Origin of the sequence: Bosea beijingensis, from assembly GCF_030758975.1 — a bacterium.
GTDB lineage: Bacteria > Pseudomonadota > Alphaproteobacteria > Rhizobiales > Beijerinckiaceae > Allobosea > Allobosea beijingensis.
Genome location: NZ_CP132359.1, coordinates 5,446,536 through 5,471,072, shown reverse-complemented (window position 1 = coordinate 5,471,072; position 24,537 = coordinate 5,446,536). Strand labels below are relative to the sequence as shown.

The following is a 24,537-nucleotide window of genomic DNA, read 5'->3' as shown; positions in this document are numbered from 1 at the left end:
ACCAACGACTTCGATGTCGGTAACGAAACCCATGACCAGCTGCACGAACGGATCTTGGCGGACATCGCCGAGCTCTCGGCAGCTCCCCCTGCCGCGCATATCGCTACGGGGTTCCTGACCCGCTGGTTGAAGAAGACGGGGAGCTGAGCGATGCGGGGAGCCCGACATGACGTTCCGGGGGCGATGGTCTCGGCAGAGTTTGCCCTAAAGAACAGGGAGGAGACTGGTGGTTCGTGAGCCTGATCGACCGCTGATTTTCGATCGCCTCGATTTTCGGCCTCTGGGCGGTGAACTCTGTGTCACCTCAAAGGAACTCGCCCGCCAAATCGATTTCCGCGACGCGCTCAGCGATCTCATCGATCGCGCGCCTACCGGCGCAATCGCGCGCAAACTCTACGTTCGCAACTTCGGCGCCAAGGCGAATGCCGGCCGCTACCTCGGCCGGGCCTGGCGCCGGCTCGGGGCGCTCTCAGATGCGCTTGAAGCGCGCCGCGGCGGCCCGATGAGCCACGAATTCGCAGAGGCCACAAAGGGAGCGACGCTTCTCATCGGCGCAGATCTCGTCGCGGCGACGCTGGTCGACCAGTCCAAGGAAACCAGGGACAAGGTCATCTCGCTGATCGCCATCACCTTCCCCGAGATGGGGGCGGCCGACCTCTACCGCGACTTCGACTGCGCCGTAACCGGCAGTCGCCAGGATGCCGAGGCGATCGTCGCCATCACCGGCAAGGCCTTCGAGCGGGAATTCCCGGCTATCGGCCGCTGGTACCAGCGCACCATCGCAACCCCGGTCGCCCGGGTCACGGATCCGAAGGGTCTGCTCGACGATGCCGCAATCGCGCGCTACCAGCTCCTCGCGCCCATCCAAGGCCAGCAGCTCCTCGACTTCTCCGACACGTTCTCGATCCGCGCGCTGAATGCAGGCCTGATCGCGATGCTCGTCGGCGTTCAGATGACGCAACGCCAATTCACGCCCCATCGCGCACCGCACGCGGCCTGAAAGCGACCCGCCGGCGGGCAGGGCGCCCGCCGGCCCCTCAGCCATAGAAAGATCGGACGATGACAACGATGTCGGCCTCGCATGGGCGCGCGCCTACCAAAAGCAAAGCGGAGAAAGCGCCTAAGCTGCACGGCTTCCGCGTGACGCTCTACGGAGATCACAACAGGCAGCTCTTCCAGTGGGCCGGGAAAGCAACTTCCGCTGCCCTTGCGGAACAACTCGGTTTCGAAACCTACTCACTCGCGGTGCGGGCGCTTTGCCAGGCTCAAGGGGTATCCGCGTCGCTCGGAGCACTTGGCCTAACCATCACAGCCTCAGATGTGCAAAAATCCTCGGCGCCGGAGGGCTGGCGCATTCGGTTCGATGTGCCCGAGCGGATCAAGAACCAGCGAGGCGCAAACCTCGTACCGATCCAGCACAATGAGCTGCGGGCCCTTCTGGCGAGCGGCGCGCTGATGGATCCGGTCTGTCGGGAGGCCGCCCGCGCTCTCCACCGGATGCGGATCGGCTTCTGGTTCTGCCACGCGGGTGGGAAGGGGCTCAATGATGTCGGGGCATGCCTCCTAATCAACCGGGACGGCAGGGAAATCCGGCATCAGTTCGAGAATGCCGCGCTCCGCGACGCACTGCGACTTCTCAGCCTGCGCACCCGCATACCGTTCGCAGGTGGGACGGCGCTGCCGGAATTTCACCCATTCGCAGGCCCCAGCTGCGAAGTCGTGCTGCCCAGCAGCGCGGTCGTCCGGACGATCTTCCTGACGGACCCGCCCCAGCCACCCGAGCTGTTGATCCAGTGGCTGACCCAGGAAGGCTACACGTCCGTCGCTCATCGGCTCTGAGCGGTCTCCGTGGTGGTCGGCGGCTCACGCCGGCGAGCCCAAGCGAGACCGGGTCAGCCACTGGATCTTGGACGCCTCATTTCGTCGGAGTCCGAGATCCAGCAGCTGCTCGGGCATGCACCCCTGACGATCCCGGGGCCGGGAGACGCACGATGCTCGACGTTCAGCTACGATGCCGTCCTCCTGCGGAATGCCGACGGCGTCCTGCCCATGGGCAAGGCCAACTTCCAGGGCCTCTGCCTACACGTGCGCAACCGCGCCAACGTCATCGCCTCGGTACAAGCTCGAGACGGCCCCAGGGCAGGCCTCGGCCGCCACTGGCCGGAGGACGAGAACCTGCATGGCCGTCCAGGCGGGCGAACGCCGTTCGCCCGAGCAATCCGGCCGGGAGCCGTCTTGCCCTCGCGCCCCTCCCCATAGGGAGACCGTCCCAAGAAGACAGCGACGACTTTTTCGCGTCAGACGAAGCGGAGGAGCTCCGCCCCCGGCTCGCCCACCTCGCAGGGCTCGGAACGCAGAGGGCTCGCCGGAGGGCGCCGTCCAAGGGGGCCGGCCCATGACGCCGACCTCCCATGAACGAAGATGGCGGCCACGGGGGACCGGCACCAGGGAGGCGTCATCATGATGGAGTCCGTCCAAGGGGACGATCCATCCCGGGCGCCGCATGGCGCCCCTCGGCGGCTCAAGCCGAGGCGAACGCTGGGACCCAGTCGAAGCCCTGCTCGACGACGAGATCCCCAGGATCGGCGCGATCCCGGTTCTCCAGGACCCTCATGCCGAACGTGACGCCGATGGTCCGCTCTGGCCGCTCCCTAACGGGACGATCCGACCAGACCGCCCCGGGGCCGGCCTTCAGGCGCCGGTAGAGCTCGGCGAACCCCGGCCCCAGGGCGCGCTTGTCGGGATCGGGCTCTCCCGGATCATCCCGGGACACCACGTCGACCAGCCGTAGGTTGATCCCGCCATAGAGGCCGGACTGGACCGACCAGGGCTCGGCGCCGGACGCACCGGCCGCGGCCGCCGCGAGGCAGAGGTCTCGGGCGGCGGCCAGGCGCACGGCGAGCATTGTCGCATCGAGACCGCGCCAGCACAGCGCCGCGACGTCGTAGCCCGACATCACGTCGTCCCAGAAGCCGTGGACCAAGCCCTCGCACGCGAAGGGCGCAATCCCGGCGAGGCGCCGGCGCTGCCACATCTGATAGCCGGCGATGCGCAGCTCGCGCGGCACGAGGTCGAACCGGAAGTAGGGCGCGACCGTCGCGAGCGCCGCACGCCCCGCCGGACCGAGGGCCGAGAGCTCGTCGCCCGCCGCCTCGGCGTCCGACATCTGCAGGCGCTCCGCGTCGGGATACCAGCCCTTCGGGACCTCGGCGTACGTCTTCGCGACGTAGGTCGCGATCGCCCTGTCGGATTTGATGCGCGCGGCCCAGGCCTTGGGGAAGTCCTTCGTCAAACGCTCGGCCGTGCCGTCGGGATGGGCCCGGACGATCGGCATGCCGAGGCGGCCGAGCGCGATGTCGACGGGAAGCATCCGGGGGATGCCGCGCTCGCCGTCGCCGAGGAGGGCGATGACCTCCTCGCGGGCGAAGTCGAAGTCCATCTCGAGCGACATGTCCCCGGCGAACGCGACGTCGTCCTCCGCCAGCTCGAGGCCGAGCCGGCGCTTCAGCACGATGTGCTTCAGCCGATCGTAGGGATCGTCCCAGTTCACGGCAGATCCTTCTCATTCGAAAGGCCGAGCTTCACCAAAGCCTCATCGAGGCAGAAGGGCCATCCGGAACATTCGGGATCAGCCATGACCTGCGCCACGTCCCATGCCGTGAAAACCGCAACGCGGGGCATCGGCCCGAGGAAGGCCTCATCCTCAGGTGTCAAACCAAGTCCAAGCATGTTCTTCAAGGCAAGGACACGCAAACGGCCGAACCAGCTGCCCGGTTGGTGCCTGATCTGCAGCCTCGGTATCGACGGCTTCGGTTTCCTCGCCATGCCTGCGAGATACCAGATCGCGCTGATTCGCGCGAACCCGCGTTCCCGTTCCGTGCTCGCCACAAGGCGGCACGACATGATAGCGTAATCGGAAGACCCCCCGAGAAAGGCGCGCCGATGGCCGCTGAGGCAGGAGCCGAGCATCCAATCACCGATGCGGACGACGCCGATATCCGGCGAATCGCAAGGCTCCACCAAGCGCAGGCGTTCGACAACGTCGACTTAGATCGGCTGCTGGCAGAGCGGCCCCTGACCTACGGGCGGGCCCGCTGGATCGGGCGCCACCTCATGCTCGCCAGCAAGGGGATCCACGCCTACCGAGACGGGCAGCGCATCCTGTCAATGCTGGAGCGCTGAGTTCGTCGGGGTGGGGCCACGAGATGGGCGAAGGACGATGCGGGAACCCCGCAGGAGGAAGAGCGTGACCAAAAAGGCGATCGACGTGCCGCAGAGCCCAGAGCAGGCCCGCCAACTGATCGAGGCGTACCTGGCGGGACACGACGACCGGATCCTGTCCGAGGCCATCGCCGCCCTGAAGACCCAGGACGACGAAGGCGACTTCGCCGTCATGTCCGGCTCCGGCAACGAGGTCAGCGCCTTCGTGAAGGCGCTGCACCTGCTCAAGAGGGCCGGGCTTATCACGCCGGAGGAGTCGATCGCCTTCATCAGGCGGTCCACAAGTCCAACTTCAAAGGCCTCGGCCTACGGGTGAACGACAGGGCGAACATCATCGTCTCGCAAGAGCTCGAGACGGGGCTGGATCAGGTCGCCCCTGCCACTGCGTCCCGGAAGAAGACCTTCGGCATCGAAGACTAGGCGAACGAACGCCGTTCGCGCGTCCAGTCCGTCCAAGCGCCACCCCTTCCTCGCGCCCCCCCCCTCGGGGGAGCCCGACATCAGGGAACAGCGACGACTGTTCCGACGTCAGGTCGGAACGGAGGAGCTCCCGGCCCTATCGGGCCTCCACGCGGGATCCCATAAAACCGGTTCAGATCGGGTCATGACAGAGTGCGGGCTGACCCACGGGACCCGCGCCGTCAAAGGAAAAGGGGAGGGCAACGATGCTCGCGAGGATCAAGGCGGCCATCCGGAGGATGACCGCATCCCGTCCCGGGCCGAGAGACCGCATCGCGGAAGCGCCGGCGGAGGTTCCGGCGGCGCAGCCGGTCCAAGTCGAGGTCCCTAACCCAGACGACTGGACCGACGCGCAGCTCGAGGCCCTCGTCGCCGGCAAGGCGCCGCCGCGCAGGATCTACGAGGACGGCGACAAGATCGCCTACTACCAGGCGACGGACGCCGAGCGCCTGGCGTGGAACGCCTACGTCGGGAAGGCGGTCGAGACGTTCAACTCGAATCCGCGCCTCGACAGCTACGACAGCGTTGACGTCTATCCGGGCTTCACCCGGGCCGGCCGCCAGACGCCGTGGATCCCGCCGGTCCGGTTCCCGGAGTGGCTCCTGGCGACGTAGTCGCTGTTGCTGGCCTCCCTCATGTCAGCGACGCTAAACGGAGAGGATCATGTTGAACGAGCGGTGGAGACGACGCCCAACAACACGGCTGCTCGGCAAAGCCGTGACGTTATAGTCGATCTGAAATTCCGAAATCACGGCCGCCTCCAGCTTACCTCGCCAGAGGCGAGGTTGAGCTCGCCAATGGCGAGGGTCTCAACCTCATCGGATCGAATAAGTAGGCCCTCCAGGCCCACAGACGACGCTACGTCTGCTTCGATCAATCACGGGTGACTGATTCGAGATTTAAAAGCCAGTGGCGCCGACGTGGCGTGCCCTGAAAAGCCGCCGATAAAGCCGGATTCCGACCACGCGCCTGAAGCACTGCGGCCGTCTTCTCAGCAAGGACAACGAAACAGATCCCGCACCGTGTTGCTGGTCTTCCGCTTGATAAGGCGGAAACAGACCTGCTCACTGGCGGCTGTCCCCCCATCAGGACGCCCGCCGAAGCTGCGACGCGCCACTATGGGACTCGGCCACCATCTGATCGGCCCAGGCCAAATCCTCGGCTGTGAAACCTGGGATCGGGTCGTCAAGAATTGCTGTCAGCGCGGCACGATCAAGCTGCCCACTGCGGATGACGAAGGCCAGAGCCTCGCGCGTTTCCTGTTCAGCCCGCAGTTGCGCGGCCAGCGCCGCGATCAGTCGATCCTTGGCAGCGATGGGCATGCGCGACTCCCGTTTTCGGTTGCCGATGAACTGACGGCGCGATGGATTCCGTCAGGCTGGGCCAGAGAGGTATGTGAGCCGGTCGTCCAAGAAATCCCAGCGGGCTCTGCACCGCGTACTTTAGCTTAGATGCCAGCGGCGAAACGGCCCAGAATGCGGACACCGCAAACGGCCCCACATTCGGCATTGACTCCTAGCGAACAGATGTTCTTCCTATGTTCTCATCAGGGGAGCGTGAACCATGTCGGCATTGCCAGCGGATCAGCAGGTCGAGTACGACCCGCTTGATGCCGAAATCACGGCGCTCGTCGCGGACCTGATCGAGGAACACGAAGGCTTCGAGCGGGCGGCGTTGCGGGCTCTGGCAGGAAGCTACCTGATGCTGCTGTCCGAGAGCGACAGGCTGAAGGCAGACGCCAATCGATCGACCTCGCGCGGCTTCCTGCGCGGGCTGTTCTCGGAAGGCGCGCGGCCTGCCATCGACGACGAAGTGTGACGCGATGATGCACACCCAGCTCGCGCTCATCGGCCCGCCGGTCTTCATCTCGGCGTACCGCAAGGCGGTGCGCACAGGCTTTCCGTCTCCGGCTGACGACTATCTGGATGCGCCGATCGACCTGTCCCGCACGCTGATTCAGAATGCGCCGGCCATCTTCATCATGACGGTCGCAGGCGATAGCGCGATCGACGCCGGCATATTCGACGGTAGAGCCTGTCGAAGCTGGTCTCCCCGAAAGGTGTGCGGGTCGTCCGTGTCTCGCCGGGCTGGATTGCGACGGAAGGGTCGATCAACTTCGCGGAGCGACTCGCCGAACAACATGGCGTGAGCGTCGCGGCGAGTACGAAGATGATCATGGATTCCCTCGGGGGCATTCCGATCGGCCGCCCGGCCAGCACCGACGAAGTCGCAAGCCTGATCGCCTTTATCGCCTCGGACCGAGCCGGAAGCATCACCGGAACCGAATACGTCATCGACGGCGGGACCGTGCCGACGGTCTATGCCAGCTAAGGCTCTCGCGGTTAGTCGGGGCCGGATAAGCCTGAAATCTGCCGACCCGAGCGAGATGCCTGTCGTCGACGCCAACATGTTGTCGGATCCACGCGACTTCGAAACGGCTCGGGCTTGTGTGAAGCTTTGCCGCGAGATCGGCAGCAGCGACCGATTCAAGCCTTTCGTCAGCGCCGAACGTATCCCTGGAACTGGTCGTCAGGTCGACGATGCCTTCATCCGCGATGCTGCGGTGACCTACTGGCATCAGTGCGGCACCGCGAAAATGGGCTCGGATGACATGTCGGTGGTCGATGCCAAGCTCGCGGTGCATGGGATAGCCGGCCTGCGGGTCGCCGATGGCTCGGTGCTGCCGCGTGTCACGATCGGCAACACCCAGGCTCCTTGCGCCATCGTTGGCGAGCGTGCTGCCGATCTGCTGCGACGGCAGTACCAGCTGTAAGCCAAGCCTTCTAACCCAAACATGCTGAAGCGCGCTGACCGCGCTTCAGCAATCCCAGCATTGCGGTGAGGCGCATATCCATTCCCAGTCCGTTCCGCTCGATGCACCCGCTGCCCTGCGCCCGGAAGCGCCGAGCCGAGGTCCGGGCGGAACGCGCCACAAGCGGACATTCATCGGCCTCCAGGAAGCGGACATCCGGAGTTCCATTATTAGCTTCGCAGCTCTCAGCGAACCGATCTCAGCTTGCGCGACTGAAATTATGTCGATATATCTCGACATATGGAGTCTGATCAGGTCATCCTCGCCCTTGCCGCGCTCGCGCAAGGCACTCGTCTCGAAGTCTACCGCATTCTTGTGAGCGCCGAGCCGGAGGGATTGGCGGCAGTCCCGGCTCCTCTGCGAGAAGATCGAGGCGATCGAGCCTGGGTTCGGCATCGAGATCATGACGCTGGCGGCGACCCTGGCTGAGCCCCTCGAACGAAAGCAGACGGTTAGCTCCCTCGTTGACGAAACCAGCACGGACGTGTCCGGCTTGATCGACATCCTCGCCAATCGTGTCGGTGAGCGGGCGGTCTATCGCATGGCTCCGGTTGCCAGCGATGTACCCGAGCGTTCTGTTCGCCGTGTCGCGGCGCTGACTGAGGAGACTGGAGCGGTCTGGCCAGGCCACTGGCCGCGCCCGGCGAGGCTGCTACCCAGACCGGAACCGGTCGAGACCATGGCGNTCGCGGCGCTGACTGAGGAGACTGGAGCGGTCTGGCCAGGCCACTGGCCGCGCCCGGCGAGGCTGCTACCCAGACCGGAACCGGTCGAGACCATGGCGCTGCTGCCGGACCATCCACCGGCCTGGTTCAGCTGGCGCGGGATCCGCCGCCGGGTCCGGCGCGCAGATGGCCCAGAGCGTGTGTTCGGTGAGTGGTGGAAGCGCGAGGCGGAGATGGTCGCCGTGCGCGACTACTTCCGGGTGGAGGATGATGCCGGAGAGCGCTACTGGCTCTATCGCGCAGGCGATGGCGAAGACGTCGCCACGGGTTCGCATCGCTGGTTCCTGCACGGTGTGTTCGGATGAGCGCCCGGTATGCGGAGCTACAGGTCACCAGCCATTTCAGCTTCCTGCGCGGCGCGTCCTCAGCCGATGAGCTGTTCGCACAGGCGGCGCTGCTCGGCATCGAGGCGCTCGCGGTCGTAGATCGTAATTCGCTGGCCGGGATCGTCCGGGCGCACGAGGCGGCGAAGACGACCGGCGTCAGGCTCATCGTCGGCTGCCGTCTCGATCTCGCGGACGGCATGTCACTGCTGGTCTATCCAACGGACAGACTGGCTTATTCCCGCCTATGCCGTCTGCTTTCCATCGGCAAGAAACGGGGCGGAAAGGCGCGATGTCATCTCGAATGGTCGGACGTCGCTGCGCATTGCGATGGCCTGGTCGCGGTACTCGTCCCGGACTTGGCCGACGAGGATTGCGCCTTTCGCCTACGGCGGCTCCGCGAGAGCTTTGCTGACCGCGCCTATCTGGCACTGTCGCTGCGGCGCCGACCGAACGATCACCTTCGGCTCCATGAGCTATCGAACCTTGCGACGCGGATGCGCGTGCCCACGGTCGTGACCAACGACGTGCTCTTCCACGAGCCGGCCCGCCGGATCCTGCAGGACGTCGTCACCTGCATCCGTCACAACGTCACGATCGACGCCCTCGGCGACCGGCGCGAGCGCCATGCCGACCGCTATCTGAAGCCTCCCGAGGAAATGCACCGCCTCTTCGCGCGCTACCCTGAAGCCTTGGCGCGGACGCTGCAGATCGCCGATAGATGCCGGTTCTCGCTCGACGAGCTCGCCTATCAGTACCCCGAGGAGCGCGACGATCCCTCACTTACGCCGCAAGAGACGCTGGCGAAGTTGACCTGGGAAGGCGCTGCTCAGCGGTACCCCGAAGGTCTCTCCGAAAGCGTTCGGGCAAGCCTGAACCACGAGCTGACGCTGATCGAAAGGCTCGGCTACGCGCCATACTTCCTGACGGTGAACGCGATCGTTCGCTTCGCTCGCTCGCGCGACATCATCTGCCAAGGTCGGGGCTCGGCGGCAAACTCGGCAGTCTGCTTCGTGCTCGGCATTACCTCGATCGATCCCAGCATCAACGATCTGCTGTTCGAGCGCTTCGTCTCCGAGGAGCGCCGGGAACCACCCGACATCGATGTCGACTTCGAGCATGAGCGGCGTGAGATCGTCATGCAGTGGGTGTTCGACACCTATGGCCGAGATCACGCGGCCCTGTGCTCGACCGTCATTCGCTACCGGACCAAGGGAGCCTTGCGCGATGTTGGCAAGGCATTGGGGCTGCCCGAGGATTTGATCGGCACATTATCGTCGCAGGTCTGGGCCTGGTCGGAGGAGGGCGTCGAGAAGCGGCACGTCGAGGAGCTGAACCTCAACCTGGCCGACCGCCGTCTGCGCCTAGCGCTCGATCTCGCCCGCCAGCTTCATGGCACCCCGCGCCATCTGTCGCAGCATCCCGGCGGCTTCGTCCTCACCCATGACCGCCTCGACGACCTGGTCCCGATTGAGCCGGCAGCGATGGCCGATCGTCAGGTCATCGAATGGGACAAGGATGATATCGACGCGCTGAAGTTCATGAAGGTCGATGTCCTCGCCCTGGGCATGCTGACCTGTATGAAGCGAGGCCTGGACATGCTCGCGGACCATAAGGGTATCGCGCTCGACCTGGCTTCGATCCCGCCGGAAGATCCTCGGACCTATGCGATGATCCGCAAGGCCGACACGCTCGGCACATTCCAGATTGAGAGCCGCGCGCAGATGTCGATGCTGCCCCGGCTCAAGCCCCGCACCTACTATGACCTCGTCGTGCAGGTCGCGATTGTGCGGCCCGGCCCGATCCAGGGCGACATGGTCCATCCCTATCTCCGCCGGCGTGAGGGCCGCGAGCCTGTCCACTACCCCAAGCCCGAGCTGGAGAAGGTTCTGGGCAAGACGTTGGGCGTGCCGCTCTTCCAGGAGCAGGCGATGCGCGTCGCGATCGAATGCGCCGGCTTCACGCCCGGCGAAGCCGATATGCTGCGGAAGAGCATGGCGACCTTCAAGTTCACCAGCGGCGTGTCGAAGTTCAAGGAAAAGCTCATCGCCGGCATGGTGGCCAACGGTTACGAGGCCGAGTTCGCCGAGCAGACCTTCCGACAGCTCGAAGGTTTCGGCTCCTATGGCTTTCCAGAAAGCCATGCAGCTTCCTTCGCGCTGATCGCCTACGCCTCCGCTTGGCTAAAATGCTGGCATCCAGACGTGTTTTGCGCCGCGCTCTTGAACAGCCAACCCATGGGCTTTTATGCGCCGGCGCAGATCGTGCGGGATGCCCGCGATCATGGCGTCGATGTGCGGCCGGTCTGCGCCAACGCGTCGCGATGGGACTGCACGCTGGAGCCGACTGGCGACGAGGCTCGGTTTGCCGTTCGCCTCGGGCTGCGGATGGTTAAGGGGCTCTCCAATGCCCATGCGGCGGCAATAGTCACGACGCGAGCCCGCCTGCCGTTCGAAACGATCGAGGATCTCTGGCGTCGGGCTCGCGTACCAGTCGCGGCGCTGGCCCGGATTGCCGAGGCCGATGGCTTCCGGCCGAGCCTTGGTCTGGCACGGCGGGAGGCGATATGGGCGATCCGCCTCCTACGCGACGAGCCGTTGCCGCTATTCGCCGCAGCAACGGATCGGCAAGCCGACGAGACCCCAGAACCTGCAGTTGCGCTCCGACCGATGGCCGCCGGCGGAGATGTGGTCGAGGACTATCGTAATGTCGGGCTATCACTCCGGGATCATCCCATCTCGTTCCTGCGGCAGGACCTCAGCCGCAAGGGCATCGTCAGCTGTCAGGCCGCAATGGACGCGCGCGATGGACGCTGGCTCGAAGCCGCCGGCATCGTGCTGGTGAGGCAGCGGCCGGGCTCGGCGAAAGGCGTGATGTTCATCACCCTCGAAGACGAGAGCGGTATCGCGAACCTCGTGGTCTGGCCGAAGGTGTTCGAGCGCTTCCGCCGAACGATACTGTCGGCCGGGATGATCGCAGTGCGCGGGCGCATCCAGCGCGAGGGCGAAGTCGTCCACCTCGTGGCGCAGAGGCTCACCGACCTATCTGCCGACCTTGCCGGTGTTGGGAAGCGCGGGCAGCCTTTCCCGCTGCCTCATGGACGAGGTGACGAGTTTCATCATGGCTCTGCAACGCCTGATCCGCGCGATCTTCCGCCCAAGGGACTACGAGCCCGGGACATTTATATCCCCGATCTGCATATCGACGCGATCAAGGTGAAGACGCGAGATTTTCGGTGACCCGGCTGCCGGCGAGGATCGAAATGCTCCTGCCTTATATCGACCAGCGGGAATGCTGATCTCCCATCCATGTCCCATCAACGCGTGCGAGTGATCGATCTGGAGACCGCTGGCGACGGCCCCCACGATGTCTGCGAGATTGGATGGCAGGACGTCTCGTTAGGAGCCAATGGGCGGTGGGAGGTCATAGAGGAGCGCGGCGCGCTTCTCGTCAATCCCGGACGGCCTGTCTCCACCGATACTATGGCTGTGCATCATATTCGGGATGAGGACGTTGCTGGTGCTCCGTACTGGAAGGACATTGCACCGTCCGTCTTGAAGCCAGATGGCGGAGTTCTAGCGTTAGCGGCCCACCGCGCGTCGTTCGAGCAGCGATATTGCCGACCGCGGCTGAGCGCAGGTGCTCAATGGATCTGCACCTGGAAATGCGCCTTGCGCCTTTGGCCGGATCTGCCGCGGTTCTCGAACCAGATGCTTCGATATCAGCGCAAGCCTGCGGGGCTAGTTCATGAGATTGGGCTGCCGGCTCATCGTGCGATGCCCGACGCTTATGTTACGGCACACCACCTTCGGGACATGCTGAACGAGGCTTCGCTCGATCAGCTGATTGCCTGGAGTGCGGAGCCAGGCTTGTTGCCCCGCGTACCGAATGGTCCTGATCGCGGTAAAAGCTGGGATCAGCTGAGTGTGGCAGCACTGACCGAGTTCGCCGCGAGTCGCGATGCCGATCTTCGATTCAGTGCACAAACTGAGATGAGATGCAGGCAGTTGGCATCTACAAGCGAACTTGAGCCTGCTCAAAAGACCCTGCTTTAGGACGAGGTGTCACCGTTTCCGAGCCGTGCTTTGAACATTGACGGCGGGAAATATCTCAAACTTTCGGCGGTAAGCTCGATCTATCAAACACCGGAATAGACTCCGTTGAGCCTTCTAGCCTTTGTCCCAGTGGCACGTCCTCGGCTGCTTGCCGCACAGCTTCTTCAATTTCGGTAAGACCGTCACTCGTGTCGTTTGCGTCGCTGCCTTCGTCATGGATGTTTGTCTGATCGCTCACGCGGCGACCTGTTGAAATGGGGTCGGCCGCGAGCGGACTCTCGCTCGGCGCAATCTGCTCGCGCTCTTCTTCCAAAATTGCCGGATTCTCGCGGGATTTTTGCATGGCTGTCTCCTTAGAAAGGGAAGTGAAATCGCCTTCTTTTGTTCCGTAGAGCAAGACGTGCTCGATTGACCGATCGGAGTACGCTGGAGCTATGCCGGACTCAGCGCCCATATCGCTCGGACTTTCACCGGTGCGTTTCTCTGTCCGAGCAAGTCAGCTTACGCCCCATGTCGCCCAAACCTCGCGTCGCGGGACCTACCGGCTTCGATATCGATGGGGTAGTCCAGACCTCATCAACGGCACCTTGTAGCCGCGTCGGCGCCATCAGAATCTAAGCGCGGCATGTCCCATCTCCCCCGGACGTCGCCAATCGTTGCAGGTTCAAGTAACTGGGTTCGAAACCGCACAATTCGGCTAGGCGGGGGAAACTGATCGTGACGGTGTTCCCTTCCCATTTGAGGAGACCGGTACGACGCAACGTCTGAATGCTTCGGTTCATATGCACGGCGGAAAGGCCAATCACATCCCCTAATAGCGCCTGCGAAAGCGGCAGATCGAAGCTATCAGCAGATACGAGCCCTTGCGCGCGCATCCTAATATATTGTTCGCACAGGAAGTGTGCCAACCTATCCGACGCCTTACGCCTGGCCATGGATGCCAGCCAGTAGCGCTGAATTGCAGCATCGACGGCTATGAAACGCCATAGGAGTCGGTTGATCGTCTGGCTAGCTATCAGGCGCCCGATGTCAGTGTGCGAAACAAAAGCCATCACCACCTGGGTGAGCGCAACCACATCATGATCCAGCGAATCGAGAAGGAAGGCGTGGAGGTCTACGAAGTCCCCACGGATGTACATTCCAACAAAAGCTCGCGCGCCGCGCGGCATTATAATTTCACGGCTGGCTAGACCGGAAATCACGAAGCAGCTTTCGTGAGGCGATGTATGCGCGCGTGCAATCGCGCTTCCGCGGGCATAACGATGAAGCCTGAAAGAAGTATCACGGAGCGCGGTTTCGTCACCGCCACTGAGGCTGCCGTGGAGGCTAAGCGCCGATATCAGTAACTCGGCTGCGTCTTGCGACTGCATAGGATGTTGCCTTTATTTGTCGGAACGCAACGCCTGCGTTCACTGAAATGTTCATCGCAGGTGTGCACGCTCTCGTTTCGGGTTGGTTGAATGGCTACTAGTCGGCTGAAGTGTCCATGGTCGCCTTGCAGGCGCTATCCGGCTCGCCGCCTTCGCAAACCGCGAGATGCGAGCCCCACCGAGAGCAATGTCGGGACGACTAACGCACTCGCTTTCTTGTCTTCATTTGGAAGCCAGGCCTGTCGACAGTGACCACTCGCTCCAAGACGAGACGCCGGTGCCTCATCACGATGCGTGCTATTTGACAGCGACGCCACGATTAAGTTTGAAATGGCGGGGGATGCAGACGTGCTGACGATCCTCCCCGTGGCGGCCTTGTTCGAGCTTGAAGCGATGCTCGCGAACGCAAATCAGGAGCAGGCGAAATATCATCATATCCTAAGTTAGTGATACCCGCCGCCAGGGTGCCATTTTACCCAACCAGCATTTGGGTCGGCGCGATGAAAACTACCTTAGAGAGAGCATTCGAACTCGCCAGGTCGGGGAGGTTCGAGAAGGTCAGGGATCTGCAGCGTGCGCTCTCAGCAGAGGGCTTCACGGTGCAGCAGGTCAGTGGACCGACGCTGTTTGATCAGCTCCGAAAGCTAATGAAGGAAGCTAAAGTCCGCGAGGTTGAGTGACTTGGGTTAGGTAATTCGCCCGGCCAAGGCCTTAAGACTGCTCGCTGGGCCGACCTCAACGCACTCTTGTGCCTGCGGGCTACCTCGCGGCCGAGACACAAGGGTGCTTTTAGTCCGGCCGACGTATAGTCGTGGCTGGGCTCATTTCGCTTAAGCAAGCGATCGAGAACCGATGGCCTTCCGAAAACCATTGAGCCCGCTCATGCGCTTCCCTCTAAGGAACTCGTGCATCGTGGCGGCGTTGGATGCGCACGCGATGGTGCCATGAGATCGCGTATCGAAGGAGGCCGATATCTCCCCCTTGTGTCGGCCTCCTTCTTTCTCCTAGACGACAAATGCCGCCATAAATTAACCGGCTAATCTACTTCTGGTGGGGCAACTCAGACGTCTAATGTTGGACCTCCGGTTTATTTTTGCGTTCCGGCGGTCGCGGCTTCGTCTCGACGCCCTGGAGCAATATCCCAAGGCAACTGGCGCTCCTGCCCGGATATGCCCGGACCGTGGCGGGCAAATTACTGCTGAGCAGCTGAGACAATCTCCGACATCGAGCTGAGCTCGCGCCGGACGCAGCGCGGACGGGCCGCGATCTTTTTCTGCTTAACAAACCGCCCGCGGCGAGACGGTAGGCATCAGTGACAAATACAGAGCAGCGGCCGTCCCCTACCCGCTAGACGAAATAGCCAGAACAGGGAGACAGGTCGCCCGGCGCCAGCCGAGAAACTGATTGGAATAGCATCGTCCAGCCCGCAGGAAACGGGGCCGGCCAGTAGCTAGTTTAGGGTCTGGAACATAGTGCGTGCTGTCACGTTCCAGCGCCGCATCGCCCAAACGAGGAGAGCGGGGATGGCGGAGAAGACACTCAACGATCTGTTCGTCGACACGCTCAAGGACATATATTTCGCCGAAAAGCAGATCCTGAAAGCGCTTCCTAAAATGGCGCGCGCAGCGCAGTCCGAAGAGGGCGCTGCGGGCTTCCTGCTTCATCGGGATGAGACGCTGGCGCAAATCAAGCGCCTCGAACAGGTGTTTGAATTGATTGCCAAGCCAGCTCGCGGCAAAACTTGCGAAGCTATCCAGGGTATCATCGCCGAAGGCGAAGAGATAATGGAAGATTATAAGGGATCGACCGCCCTCGATGCTGGGCTAATTTCGTCGGCCCAGGCCGTGGAACACTATGAGATAGCTCGATATGGAACCTTGATATCCTGGGCAGAGCACATTGGCCTCGAGGATGCGGTTCCGCTGCTTGAGGCCAATCTGGCCGAAGAAGTGGCCACCGACGCGAAACTGACAAAACTGGCAGAAGCCGCCGCAAATCCTAAGGGCGCGGTGTCTGCTTAACGATCCGTCCTCCCCAAAAGGTCGCGTTACGCGGCCTCTTTTGCTTTCAAACCTTAAGGAACGAGCATGGCCAAGAAGCCCTCCCCTCCCAAAACACGAGCCACCAAGGGACCTGCACCGCGAGCGGGGCGTCCAGAATCAAAGTCCGGCGATATCGCCACGATTCATGATCAGAAGCTTCATCGCGGCCAAGGTGGTGAATTGCATCAGTTCGCCGAAGATGGGCACGATGTATTGACAACCGCCCAGGGAGCCCCGGTCGCCGATGATCAGAACACGCTGCGCGCTGGGGCGCGCGGTCCCGCGCTTATCGACGACTTCCACTTCCGAGAGAAGATCTTTCATTTCGATCACGAGCGCATCCCGGAACGCGTGGTGCATGCCCGCGGCTATGGCGCGCATGGTTTTTTCGAGACCTATGACTCGTTGGCCGCATATACGCGTGCCGACATCTTCCAGCGGGCAGGCGAGAAGACGCCGGTGTTCGTTCGATTTTCCACGGTTGCCGGCAACAAGGGCTCCGCAGATCTGGCCCGTGATGTTCGCGGGTTCGCGGTCAAAATGTACACGCAAGAGGGCAACTGGGATCTCGTCGGTAACAACATCCCAGTTTTTTTCATTCAGGACGCGATAAAATTTCCCGATGTCGTCCATGCGGCCAAACAAGAGCCCGATCGCGCTTTTCCGCAGGCTCAGACAGCTCACGATAATTTCTGGGACTTCATCAGTCTGACGCCCGAAAGCATGCACATGATCATGTGGATCATGTCCGATCGGACCATACCTCGCTCGTTCCGTTTCATGGAGGGGTTTGGAGTCCATACCTTTCGGTTCGTTAACGCGAAGGACGAATCGACTTTCGTCAAGTTCCACTGGAAGCCGAAGCTCGGGCTGCAGTCCGTCGCCTGGAACGAAGCGGTGAAAATCAACGGCGCCGACCCCGATTTCCACCGGCGTGACCTCTGGCAGGCGATCCAGTCTGGGGACTTTCCGGAATGGGAGCTTTGCGTTCAGCTCTTCGATCAGGAATTTGCCGATAACTTCGATTTCGACGTCCTCGACCCAACCAAGATTATCCCGGAAGAGGTCCTGCCGGTAATGCCGATTGGGCGCCTCGTCCTGGACCGCATGCCCGATAATTTCTTCGCTGAGACCGAACAAGTCGCGTTCATGACGCAAAATGTGCCGCCGGGTATCGATTTCAGCAACGACCCACTGCTGCAGGGACGCAATTTTTCTTACCTCGATACGCAACTCAAACGACTTGGCGGCCCCAACTTCACGCACCTGCCAGTCAATGCCCCTAAGTGCCCGATGCACAACTTTCAGCAGGATGGGCACATGACAATGCGCAATCCGGTAGGGCGCACCAATTATCAGCCAAACTCTCGTGGAGAAGGACCCCGGGCTTCGCCCATTCAGGGTTATCGACATTTTCCGTCCGAGGAACAGGGCGAGAAGGTCCGCCTTCGACCGGAAAGCTTCGCCGATCACTACAGTCAGGCACGGCAGTTTTACATTAGCCAGACCGGGCCTGAGCAGCGCCATATCGCGATGGCTTTGACCTTTGAACTGAGCAAGGTGGAAGCTCCAATCATCCGTGAGCGGATGGTTTCGCATCTGCTGAATATCGACGAGACGCTGGCGACCACTGTGGCCCAGAAACTTGGCATGTCGATGCCCGCTCCCGCGGATGCGGCGATGCCGACGCGTCAAGATCTGGAGCCATCTCCCGCACTCAGCATCATCCAACGGGGGCCAAAGCGCTTCGAAGGACGCAAGCTCGGCGTTCTCATTACAGACGGTGTTGATCCGAAGCTACTGAAGGGCCTGACTGAAGCCGTAATCAAGGCAAAGGCCGTCTTCGAGCTCATTGCACCGAAAGTCGGTGGTGTCACAGCGGCGGACGGAAGTTGGGTCGTGGCCCATCATATGATCGACGGTGGCCCCTCCGTGCTTTTCGATGCGGTCGCTCTTCTGACATCCAACCAAGCCATCGAAGATCTCCTAAAGGAAGCGACCGCTCGCGACTTCGTCGCAGACGCTTTCCAGCACTGCAAATTCATCGGCTACGATCCGTCAGCCATGCCCCTTCTCGCGAAGGCCGGTATCGCCGACGACCTCGACGAAGGCACAATTGCCCTACCTGGCGAGGGGGGATTGACAGCTTTCGTTGAAGAGCTTGGAAAGTTGCGCGTCTGGGGACGTGAACCTTCAGTCAAGCTCGGAAAAGCGTCTACGCCAATAAAGTAGAATGTCAGGGCGCGCGCCTTTTACCTGGGCGCGCGCTTCGCCGGCAGCCACGCGGCAAATTTGCCTGCTGTCGAGGTTTAGACGAGGTAAGCATGCAGCTACCTGGCAACCCTCTGGTTCCGTCACTCGCCGAGCCGCCTGTCATTTTCGCGGCCGACATTAGCATCGGATCTGGATGATTGATCTTGCTTTTCAACCGTCCATGGAGGTCACGCTCAAAATGCGGGCTGCCGTTTGGACGACGCTGCAGCGACCGATCCCCCGACCGAAACCGGGGTCTGTGACGAAGGATCGAGAAGACGGCCCGTAATCGCCAGATAATGGTCGCTGGAATGCATTACGGCGACGACGAGACATGGTCCGTTATCGCATTCCACGGTCAAGCGGTCGAAAAGTGCAGTTGCATCGATCTTGGACGTGTCGCACAGGAGATAACCCGCGCGGCTCTCTCCGAAATCCGAACCGAACTGATATGTAATCGGGATTCGGCGCCCGTCACGCAACAGCAAGTTTCCCTTCCCCGCCACCATCGCATCCTCCACTGATCACGTTACGTTCTACACAACCGTCTCCGGTCCGATGCTCCAGGAACATTCAACGAAAGCCCCGCCGATCCGGAAATATCATTTGTTAAGACCTTGCGATCGAGCTGCGCGTTAAATACTGCGGCCCGCGCTCGGGCTAGCGTCTTAGGTTTTGGAGTGCTCGTGAGGCGAAGATTGACCCTCCTCCAACACCGCATCCACTGAGTTCCACTCACTATCTACTGGTTGGCGTCGATGCGGCTGAGAGGGTGAGCTGGTCATTCGGTTTGCGATATCCTCTTATTGCGACGTCAACACCAGCTGGGCTCGAATGGGGTAAGAGGAACCCCAGGTTGCTAGGCGGGTTGAATCCTGCGGCGAAGCCATCCTCCCACACGTAGGGATTGATGCTCCTAGATTCGAAGGAGCTTGACCTGATGTGAGTGGATGGCCGACGCCTTACGGCGCTTCATTTTTAGGCGACAGCCATGGCGACAGAAAAACTTTCGCGCTACCGCTCGAAGCGGAATTTCAAGAATACCGCTGAGCCGACCGGCGAGAACCCCACCCACATTTCCAATAGGCTTCGCTTCGTCATCCAGAAACATGACGCCTCCCGATTGCATTACGACCTGCGGCTTGAACTCGACGGCGTGTTCAAATCCTGGGCCGTTACGAAAGGCCCGTCGTTGGATCCTCACGACAAGCGGCTTGCTGTCGAGGTTGAGGATCACCCGCTCGACTACGGCGACTTCGAGGGGACAATCCCGAAAGGCGAATACGGCGGCGGCACTGTGATGCTCTGGGATCGTGGATACTGGGAGCCCGAGGGCTCCCGGCCCCCAGAGGAGGCGCTGGAAAAGGGCGACTTCAAGTTTGAGCTGCATGGCCGGCGCCTTAAGGGCAGCTTCGTGCTCGTCCGCATGCGTAGCGATCGCGATGGTGGAAAGAGGACCAACTGGCTGCTGATCAAGCACCACGATGACTATTCAGTCGACGCCAATGGGGCAGCGGTTCTCGAAGAGAACATGACCTCGGTGGCGTCCTCACGGACGATGGAGCAGATCGCCAGCGGCAAAGGGCGAAAGCCCACGCCATTTATGGCGCGTGATGCTGATGTTGAAAGGGATGCAGTCTGGGACGGCAAGCGCGGTCTCGCCGCCAAATCGGATAAGCCACCGTCCGAAAGCGGGGGCAAGAGGGCCAAGCTTCCAGACTTCATCGCGCCGCAGCTCTGCGAAACCTTGACCCGACCGCCGACGGGCGCGAAATGGCTGCATGAGATCAAGTTCGACGGCTATCGCATCCAGATGCGTGTCGCCGGCGGCGAGGTGTATCTAAAAACACGAAAGGGCTTGGACTGGTCCGCCAAATACCCTGAAATCGTCGTAGCCGGATCGGAGCTTCCGGACTGCATACTCGACGGAGAGATTTGCGCGCTGGATGAAAATGGCGCTCCCGATTTCGCTGCGCTGCAGGCTGCACTATCCGAGCGCACCACGGGCAATCTCGTCTTCTTCGCGTTCGATATGCTGTTTGAAGGCGACGAGGATCTGCGCGACCTTCCTCTAATCGACCGCAAGAAGCGGCTTCACACGCTGCTCTCGGATGCGTCCAACGATCCTCGCCTGCGCTTCGTCGAGCATTTCGAGACGGGAGGCGATGCCGTACTGCGGTCGGCTTGCAAACTTTCCCTCGAGGGCATCGTCTCGAAGCAAGCCGACGCTCCCTATCAATCCGGTCGGAGCGACACCTGGGCGAAATCAAAGTGTCGGGCTGGGCATGAGGTCGTCATCGGTGGCTATGCCAAAACCAACGGCAAATTCCGCTCGCTGCTGGTGGGCGTGCACCGTGGGGATCAATTTGTCTATGTCGGGCGCGTCGGCACCGGGTTCGGGGCGGCAAAGGTCGAGAAGCTCCTTCCCAAATTGAAGGAAGCAGAGACCGGCTCATCACCGTTCACCGGCGTCGGCGCTCCCAAGCGGGAAAAGGAAGTCACCTGGCTGAGGCCGGAACTCGTCGCCGAAATCGAGTTCGCCGGCTGGACCGCCGACGGACTTGTGCGGCAAGGCGCGTTCAAGGGACTTCGAGAGGATAAGCCGGCCGCGGAGGTCGAGGCTGAGAAGCCCGCACCACCGTCCCGCACCGAAACCCCCGTTCCTGCCCCCACGGCGAAGTCGCCCCGCCGCAAAGGAGCGAAGGCGGAGGTGATGGGTGTTTTGATCTCCAATCCGGACAAGCCGCTCTGGCCCGACGCGGGAGACGACAAGCCGGTAACCAAAGAGGACCTGGCGCGATATCATGAATCGGTCGGCCAGTGGCTGATCGATCACGTAAAAGGTCGTCCTTGCTCCATTATACGCGCGCCCGATGGGATAGGGGGCGAGCAGTTCTTTCAGCGTCATGCGATGCCAGGCACCTCGAACCTGCTCGAACTGGTGAAGGTGTTCGGCGACAAGAAGCCTTACCTGCAGGTCGACCGTGTCGAGGGATTGGTGGCAATCGCGCAAATCGGCGGTGTGGAACTACACCCATGGAACTGCGAGCCGGGAAAGCCCGAGGTTCCCGGGAGACTGGTTTTCGATCTCGATCCCGGTCCGGATGTCGCCTTCTCGGCGGTGGTGGAAGCTGCTCGCGACATGCGCGATCGCCTTGACGAGCTGGGTCTGGTCAGCTTTTGCAAGACCACGGGCGGCAAGGGACTCCATGTCGTCACGCCGCTCGCCGTGTCCTCTCGAAAGCCGTTGTCATGGGATCAAGCGAAGGCCTTCGCTCACGATGTCTGCCAGGAGATGGCCCGCCAAGACCCGGGTCGCTACCTGATCAAGATGACGAAGAGTCTGCGCGGCGGCAGGATTTTCCTCGACTATTTGCGCAACGATCGCATGGCCACCGCCGTGGCTCCGCTTTCACCACGAGCGCGTCCGGGCGCGACCGTCTCGATGCCCCTGACCTGGACCCAGGTCAAAGCGGACCTCGACCCTAAGCGATTTACGGTGCGCACGGTTCCGTCGCTGCTCAGCAAGAGTTCCGCCTGGAAGGATTATTGCGACGGCCAACGTTCCTTGGAAACAGCGATCAAGCGTCTGGCTAAGACGAAGCGCGGGGCGTGAATGCGGCAGCTCCGCTCAGGAAGCCTTCTTGCTCTTGCCGCCAACCGCTAGGCTCGCGCGCAGAGCTTCCATGATGTCGATGACGTTGCTGCCGGACGAGACGTCCGAGTCCTTGTTTTTGCCCTTCCGCGACGGCTTCATCGCCTTCTTTTTCTCAGCGATGATGTCGAGGAGAGCGTCTTGCACCGGATCCGAGACCATGTCGGCCGACCACGCTTTGGTATGCTGCTTGATGAAGCTTTGCACAAGAGGGATGAGATCCGGATCCGATTTCGCCGAGATATCCTCGAAATAGGACCCTTCGGGCCGTACCTCATCACCGAAGCGGAGCGTCCACACGACGATTCCTTCTCCGCGAGGCTCCAGCACAATGGCGCGCTCGCGCCGGCCAATCACGAGCCGGGAGATGCCAAGGACCTTGTCCGCCGCCATGGCGTCCCGGATGACGGCAAACGCCTCGTGGCCAACCGGATCGTCGGGCATCAGGTAATGCGGCTTTTCGAGATAGATCCATTGGATGCTGTCACGCGGGACGAACTTCTCGATATCGATGGTTTTGACGGTGTCGAGCGCGACAGCGTCGAGCTCATCATCCGTCAGCATGACGTAGTCGTTCTCTCCGCGCGCGTAGCCCTTGATCTCGTTGTCGTCCTTGACCGGCTTGCGGGTAACCGAATCGACATATTGGGAGACGACGCGATTGCCGGTGGCCTTGTTCAGGGTATGGAAGCGAACCTTCTCGCTTTCCGACGTCGCGGGCGACATCGCCACCGGGCACGTGACCAGCGATAGCTTAAGGTAGCCTTTCCAATAGGGGCGCAGAGCCATATCGACTCTCCTCAGCTCGCCTTGCGCTGTTGAGCGCGTGAGGCTTGGCTCGGGGAGCGCCTGGCAGCGCGCGTCCCGCGATTGGCATTAGCCGCCTGGCCACGATACGAGCCTCCCGCCATCATCTTGGCGCTCTCACGCAGGGCGGCAAGGAGGTCGTCCGGGTTCGAGACCTTCACCTTCTTGCGTTTCGGCAACGCCTTGCCTTCGATCTTGGCCTTGACCAGCTCGGCAAGTGCCGCCTCGTAACGGTCATCGAACTCGGCGGGGTCGAACTCCCCCTTCTTCGTCGCGATGATGTGCTTCGCCAGATCGAGCATTTCGCCTTTGATTCGGAGCTTCGGCATTTCCTCGAAAGCCTTCTCCGAGGAGCGCACCTCGTAATCATACTGCAACGTGGTCGCGATCAGCCCCTTGCCGTGCGCACGGATCAGAACTGTCCGCATGCGGCGGAAGAGAACGGTCTGAGCGATGGCAGCAACCTTGGATTTGGTCATGGCGTCACGCAGCGCCGTGAACGCGTCTGACGACACCCTGTCTGTAGGAACCAGGTAGTACGGCTTGTCGAAGTACACGTCGTCGACATCAGAGCACGGGATAAAGGTCTCGATGGCGAGCGTCTTGTCGCTCTCGGGGACGGTGGCCGCCACCTCCTCCGGATCGATCATGACGTATTCGCCGTTCTCGATCTCGAAGCCCTTGGTCTGGTCTTCGCGATCGACCGGTTTGCCCGTCTCGCTATCAACGAAAATGCGGTTGACGCGGTTGCCGGTGGCTTTGTTCAGGGTGTGGAACGCTATGCGGTCTGAGGTGCTCGCGGCAGTGTATAAACCTACACCGCAGCTCACTTGGCCGAACTTGATGAAGCCCTTCCACTGGGCGCGATGACCCGCCATGACAAACTCCCCACGCAACTCACTCCAGCGACTCAATTGCCCCGCGGCGAGGTTGTTCCACCGCGCGCTACCGGAAAGCGAAGTATGAACGCCCAGCGACAGCCATCATTTTCACGCGAGTGCCGCCGGTCGGGCCGCCGGCTATTGCGTCAGCCAGCCGATGTTTTCGCACGCAGGAATTTCCGCAACCGGGCGATATTCGTCTCCACCAGCTTGGTTCTCAATGCTTTGAGACGCCCGCCTCGAACGCGTTCAACGATGAACCGCCGCGTGATTGTCACTCGACCGGGCGCCATCGTTTCGGACGCGGCGACGATCGCTTCGTCGAATGACCGGTGAGCTGCTCCGAGGTCGGGATATTGACCAATGAGGGTATTGGAAGGCAAACGCTCCAACTGTCCCGCGAAATCGATAACGGCGCTCCAGCCCTTTTCTGATGCCGCTTGCAGGAAACGGTCCTGCGGTTCACCCGGCGAAAGCTCGATATCGAATGTAGCGATGAAATTTTTCACGTGTTGCTCATGGGATGCGTGCTAACCGACTTCCCCTCGGATCCTGCCCCGGTAACCTCGTCTGCCGGTTAGAGTTCCCCGTCCGCACGCCTTCCAAACTTACAGAAAGACTTGCCCCACCGCGAACTTCGCGGCCGCCAGAATTTCCCCGCTTAGTCTTTGATAGGGCGTCGTCCTAGACATAACGCTTATGATGCGCTCAGCGCATTCGGTCGCATTGGCGTGCGCTACATGGAGCGTTCCATCGTGCCTTTGGTACGGAGCACCGGGCTTACAGCTGGGAAAGTCACCTTCGGCAAAGCGGCAACCAAAATGCGCGGGAGTCCACGGTCTTGAACAGGTTCGTCAATGAGACAGCCGCTGACGCGTAGGCTTGCAGGGCCGCATTTAATCCGAGCCCGCTCCGTTAGCGCGGAAGCGGATCT

General features: G+C 61.7%; 22 protein-coding genes and 2 pseudogenes. 15 read left to right on the top strand and 9 right to left on the bottom strand.

The genetic code is table 11. The features are described from left to right. Positions 1 to 226: 226 nt before the first annotated feature. Together Q9235_RS26235 and Q9235_RS26230 are read left to right on the top strand one after the other, a co-directional pair. A complete protein-coding gene (locus tag Q9235_RS26235; RefSeq protein WP_306224658.1) occupies positions 227 to 1,000 on the top strand; it encodes a hypothetical protein in 774 nt (257 codons plus the stop codon). A gap of 59 nt (positions 1,001 to 1,059) precedes the next feature. Further along, positions 1,060 to 1,839, top strand: coding sequence for a hypothetical protein (locus Q9235_RS26230; protein ID WP_306224657.1), 780 nt, complete (start codon positions 1,060 to 1,062; stop codon positions 1,837 to 1,839). Positions 1,840 to 2,521: 682 nt separating this feature from the next. On the opposite strand, the gene Q9235_RS26225 is transcribed toward Q9235_RS26230, so the two are convergent. Together Q9235_RS26225 and Q9235_RS26220 are read right to left on the bottom strand one after the other, a co-directional pair. After that, on the bottom strand, positions 2,522 to 3,550 hold the full coding sequence (locus tag Q9235_RS26225; RefSeq protein ID WP_306224656.1) for a hypothetical protein: 1,029 nt from the start codon (positions 3,548 to 3,550) through the stop codon (positions 2,522 to 2,524). Next, entirely contained in the window at positions 3,547 to 3,903 is a 357-nt protein-coding gene (locus Q9235_RS26220; RefSeq protein ID WP_306224655.1) for a hypothetical protein, read from the bottom strand. The genes Q9235_RS26225 and Q9235_RS26220 overlap by 4 nt, the downstream gene beginning before the upstream one ends. 39 nt (positions 3,904 to 3,942) lie before the next feature. Between Q9235_RS26220 and Q9235_RS26215 the strand changes: the two genes are divergently transcribed. From Q9235_RS26215 to Q9235_RS26205, 3 genes are all read left to right on the top strand, one after another. Next, positions 3,943 to 4,182 carry a hypothetical protein gene (locus Q9235_RS26215; protein ID WP_306224654.1) on the top strand — a complete coding sequence of 80 codons (240 nt, stop codon included), beginning with the start codon at positions 3,943 to 3,945 and terminating at the stop codon, positions 4,180 to 4,182. A gap of 64 nt (positions 4,183 to 4,246) precedes the next feature. Then, positions 4,247 to 4,537, top strand: coding sequence for a hypothetical protein (locus tag Q9235_RS26210; protein WP_306224653.1), 291 nt, complete (start codon positions 4,247 to 4,249; stop codon positions 4,535 to 4,537). 349 nt (positions 4,538 to 4,886) lie between these two features. Next, entirely contained in the window at positions 4,887 to 5,294 is a 408-nt protein-coding gene (locus tag Q9235_RS26205) for a hypothetical protein (protein WP_306224652.1), read from the top strand. 471 nt (positions 5,295 to 5,765) lie between these two features. Here Q9235_RS26205 and Q9235_RS26200 read toward each other — a convergent pair whose 3' ends face one another. Further along, entirely contained in the window at positions 5,766 to 6,002 is a 237-nt protein-coding gene (locus tag Q9235_RS26200) for a hypothetical protein (protein ID WP_306224651.1), read from the bottom strand. A 241-nt stretch (positions 6,003 to 6,243) separates the two neighbouring features. Here Q9235_RS26200 and Q9235_RS26195 point away from each other — a divergent pair, with 241 nt between their 5' ends. The 7 genes and pseudogenes from Q9235_RS26195 (at position 6,244) to Q9235_RS26160 (ending at position 12,595) form a co-directional block, all read left to right on the top strand. After that, positions 6,244 to 6,498 carry a hypothetical protein gene (locus Q9235_RS26195; RefSeq protein WP_306224650.1) on the top strand — a complete coding sequence of 85 codons (255 nt, stop codon included), beginning with the start codon at positions 6,244 to 6,246 and terminating at the stop codon, positions 6,496 to 6,498. A gap of 4 nt (positions 6,499 to 6,502) precedes the next feature. Further along, positions 6,503 to 6,829, top strand: coding sequence for a S24/S26 family peptidase (locus Q9235_RS26190; protein ID WP_306224649.1), 327 nt, complete (start codon positions 6,503 to 6,505; stop codon positions 6,827 to 6,829). Further along, positions 6,712 to 7,011, top strand: a pseudogene (locus Q9235_RS26185) (SDR family oxidoreductase); the annotation flags it as partial. The gene Q9235_RS26190 and the pseudogene Q9235_RS26185, both read left to right, overlap by 118 nt. A 55-nt stretch (positions 7,012 to 7,066) precedes the next feature. Continuing rightward, on the top strand, positions 7,067 to 7,453 hold the full coding sequence (locus tag Q9235_RS26180; protein ID WP_422678245.1) for a GMC oxidoreductase: 387 nt from the start codon (positions 7,067 to 7,069) through the stop codon (positions 7,451 to 7,453). Between the two features lie 361 nt (positions 7,454 to 7,814). Further along, a pseudogene (locus Q9235_RS26170) lies at positions 7,815 to 8,522 on the top strand (DUF6504 family protein); the annotation flags it as partial. Continuing rightward, entirely contained in the window at positions 8,519 to 11,779 is a 3,261-nt protein-coding gene (locus Q9235_RS26165; RefSeq protein WP_306224647.1) for an error-prone DNA polymerase, read from the top strand. The pseudogene Q9235_RS26170 and the gene Q9235_RS26165, both read left to right, overlap by 4 nt. A gap of 69 nt (positions 11,780 to 11,848) precedes the next feature. Further along, positions 11,849 to 12,595 carry an exonuclease domain-containing protein gene (locus Q9235_RS26160; protein WP_306224646.1) on the top strand — a complete coding sequence of 249 codons (747 nt, stop codon included), beginning with the start codon at positions 11,849 to 11,851 and terminating at the stop codon, positions 12,593 to 12,595. Positions 12,596 to 12,650: 55 nt separating this feature from the next. Here the strand turns inward: Q9235_RS26160 and Q9235_RS26155 are convergent, their stop codons facing one another. Both Q9235_RS26155 and Q9235_RS26150 read right to left on the bottom strand, forming a co-directional pair. Beyond that, a complete protein-coding gene (locus tag Q9235_RS26155) occupies positions 12,651 to 12,938 on the bottom strand; it encodes a hypothetical protein (protein ID WP_306224645.1) in 288 nt (95 codons plus the stop codon). 271 nt (positions 12,939 to 13,209) lie between these two features. Beyond that, positions 13,210 to 13,965 carry a Crp/Fnr family transcriptional regulator gene (locus Q9235_RS26150; protein WP_306224644.1) on the bottom strand — a complete coding sequence of 252 codons (756 nt, stop codon included), beginning with the start codon at positions 13,963 to 13,965 and terminating at the stop codon, positions 13,210 to 13,212. Between the two features lie 1,523 nt (positions 13,966 to 15,488). Here Q9235_RS26150 and Q9235_RS26145 point away from each other — a divergent pair. Both Q9235_RS26145 and katE read left to right on the top strand, forming a co-directional pair. Further along, on the top strand, positions 15,489 to 15,986 hold the full coding sequence (locus Q9235_RS26145; RefSeq protein WP_306224643.1) for a YciE/YciF ferroxidase family protein: 498 nt from the start codon (positions 15,489 to 15,491) through the stop codon (positions 15,984 to 15,986). A gap of 66 nt (positions 15,987 to 16,052) precedes the next feature. Next, positions 16,053 to 18,239: a catalase gene (gene katE / locus Q9235_RS26140; RefSeq protein ID WP_306224642.1), complete on the top strand. Its 2,187-nt coding sequence runs from the start codon at positions 16,053 to 16,055 to the stop codon at positions 18,237 to 18,239. A gap of 215 nt (positions 18,240 to 18,454) precedes the next feature. On the opposite strand, the gene Q9235_RS26135 is transcribed toward katE, so the two are convergent. Beyond that, positions 18,455 to 18,769: a hypothetical protein gene (locus Q9235_RS26135; RefSeq protein ID WP_306224641.1), complete on the bottom strand. Its 315-nt coding sequence runs from the start codon at positions 18,767 to 18,769 to the stop codon at positions 18,455 to 18,457. 482 nt (positions 18,770 to 19,251) lie between these two features. Between Q9235_RS26135 and ligD the strand changes: the two genes are divergently transcribed. After that, complete coding sequence (gene ligD / locus Q9235_RS26130) at positions 19,252 to 21,876, top strand: DNA ligase D (protein WP_306224640.1); 2,625 nt, start codon at positions 19,252 to 19,254, stop codon at positions 21,874 to 21,876. A 15-nt stretch (positions 21,877 to 21,891) separates the two neighbouring features. On the opposite strand, the gene ku (Q9235_RS26125) is transcribed toward ligD, so the two are convergent. The 3 genes from ku (Q9235_RS26125) to Q9235_RS26115 all read right to left on the bottom strand — a co-directional run bounded on the left by ku (Q9235_RS26125) (position 21,892) and on the right by Q9235_RS26115 (position 24,112). Further along, positions 21,892 to 22,704 carry a non-homologous end joining protein Ku gene (gene ku, locus Q9235_RS26125; RefSeq protein ID WP_306224639.1) on the bottom strand — a complete coding sequence of 271 codons (813 nt, stop codon included), beginning with the start codon at positions 22,702 to 22,704 and terminating at the stop codon, positions 21,892 to 21,894. Between the two features lie 11 nt (positions 22,705 to 22,715). Continuing rightward, on the bottom strand, positions 22,716 to 23,600 hold the full coding sequence (gene ku / locus Q9235_RS26120; protein ID WP_306224638.1) for a non-homologous end joining protein Ku: 885 nt from the start codon (positions 23,598 to 23,600) through the stop codon (positions 22,716 to 22,718). Between the two features lie 149 nt (positions 23,601 to 23,749). After that, on the bottom strand, positions 23,750 to 24,112 hold the full coding sequence (locus tag Q9235_RS26115) for a hypothetical protein (RefSeq protein WP_306224637.1): 363 nt from the start codon (positions 24,110 to 24,112) through the stop codon (positions 23,750 to 23,752). Between the last annotated feature and the right edge of the window lie 425 nt (positions 24,113 to 24,537).

What these genes read in the sequence shown, in the direction of transcription:
- Q9235_RS26230 (WP_306224657.1), top strand. Translation starts at nt 1,060, where the DNA reads ATGACAACGATGTCGGCCTCGCATGGGCGCGCGCCTACCAAAAGCAAA.
- Q9235_RS26220 (WP_306224655.1), bottom strand. Translation starts at nt 3,903, where the DNA reads ATGTCGTGCCGCCTTGTGGCGAGCACGGAACGGGAACGCGGGTTCGCG.
- Q9235_RS26215 (WP_306224654.1), top strand. Translation starts at nt 3,943, where the DNA reads ATGGCCGCTGAGGCAGGAGCCGAGCATCCAATCACCGATGCGGACGAC.
- Q9235_RS26205 (WP_306224652.1), top strand. Translation starts at nt 4,887, where the DNA reads ATGCTCGCGAGGATCAAGGCGGCCATCCGGAGGATGACCGCATCCCGT.
- Q9235_RS26200 (WP_306224651.1), bottom strand. Translation starts at nt 6,002, where the DNA reads ATGCCCATCGCTGCCAAGGATCGACTGATCGCGGCGCTGGCCGCGCAA.
- Q9235_RS26195 (WP_306224650.1), top strand. Translation starts at nt 6,244, where the DNA reads ATGTCGGCATTGCCAGCGGATCAGCAGGTCGAGTACGACCCGCTTGAT.
- Q9235_RS26190 (WP_306224649.1), top strand. Translation starts at nt 6,503, where the DNA reads ATGATGCACACCCAGCTCGCGCTCATCGGCCCGCCGGTCTTCATCTCG.
- Q9235_RS26180 (WP_422678245.1), top strand. Translation starts at nt 7,067, where the DNA reads ATGCCTGTCGTCGACGCCAACATGTTGTCGGATCCACGCGACTTCGAA.
- Q9235_RS26165 (WP_306224647.1), top strand. Translation starts at nt 8,519, where the DNA reads ATGAGCGCCCGGTATGCGGAGCTACAGGTCACCAGCCATTTCAGCTTC.
- Q9235_RS26160 (WP_306224646.1), top strand. Translation starts at nt 11,849, where the DNA reads ATGTCCCATCAACGCGTGCGAGTGATCGATCTGGAGACCGCTGGCGAC.
- Q9235_RS26155 (WP_306224645.1), bottom strand. Translation starts at nt 12,938, where the DNA reads ATGCAAAAATCCCGCGAGAATCCGGCAATTTTGGAAGAAGAGCGCGAG.
- Q9235_RS26150 (WP_306224644.1), bottom strand. Translation starts at nt 13,965, where the DNA reads ATGCAGTCGCAAGACGCAGCCGAGTTACTGATATCGGCGCTTAGCCTC.
- Q9235_RS26145 (WP_306224643.1), top strand. Translation starts at nt 15,489, where the DNA reads ATGGCGGAGAAGACACTCAACGATCTGTTCGTCGACACGCTCAAGGAC.
- katE (WP_306224642.1), top strand. Translation starts at nt 16,053, where the DNA reads ATGGCCAAGAAGCCCTCCCCTCCCAAAACACGAGCCACCAAGGGACCT.
- Q9235_RS26135 (WP_306224641.1), bottom strand. Translation starts at nt 18,769, where the DNA reads ATGGTGGCGGGGAAGGGAAACTTGCTGTTGCGTGACGGGCGCCGAATC.
- ligD (WP_306224640.1), top strand. Translation starts at nt 19,252, where the DNA reads ATGGCGACAGAAAAACTTTCGCGCTACCGCTCGAAGCGGAATTTCAAG.
- ku (WP_306224639.1), bottom strand. Translation starts at nt 22,704, where the DNA reads ATGGCTCTGCGCCCCTATTGGAAAGGCTACCTTAAGCTATCGCTGGTC.
- ku (WP_306224638.1), bottom strand. Translation starts at nt 23,600, where the DNA reads ATGGCGGGTCATCGCGCCCAGTGGAAGGGCTTCATCAAGTTCGGCCAA.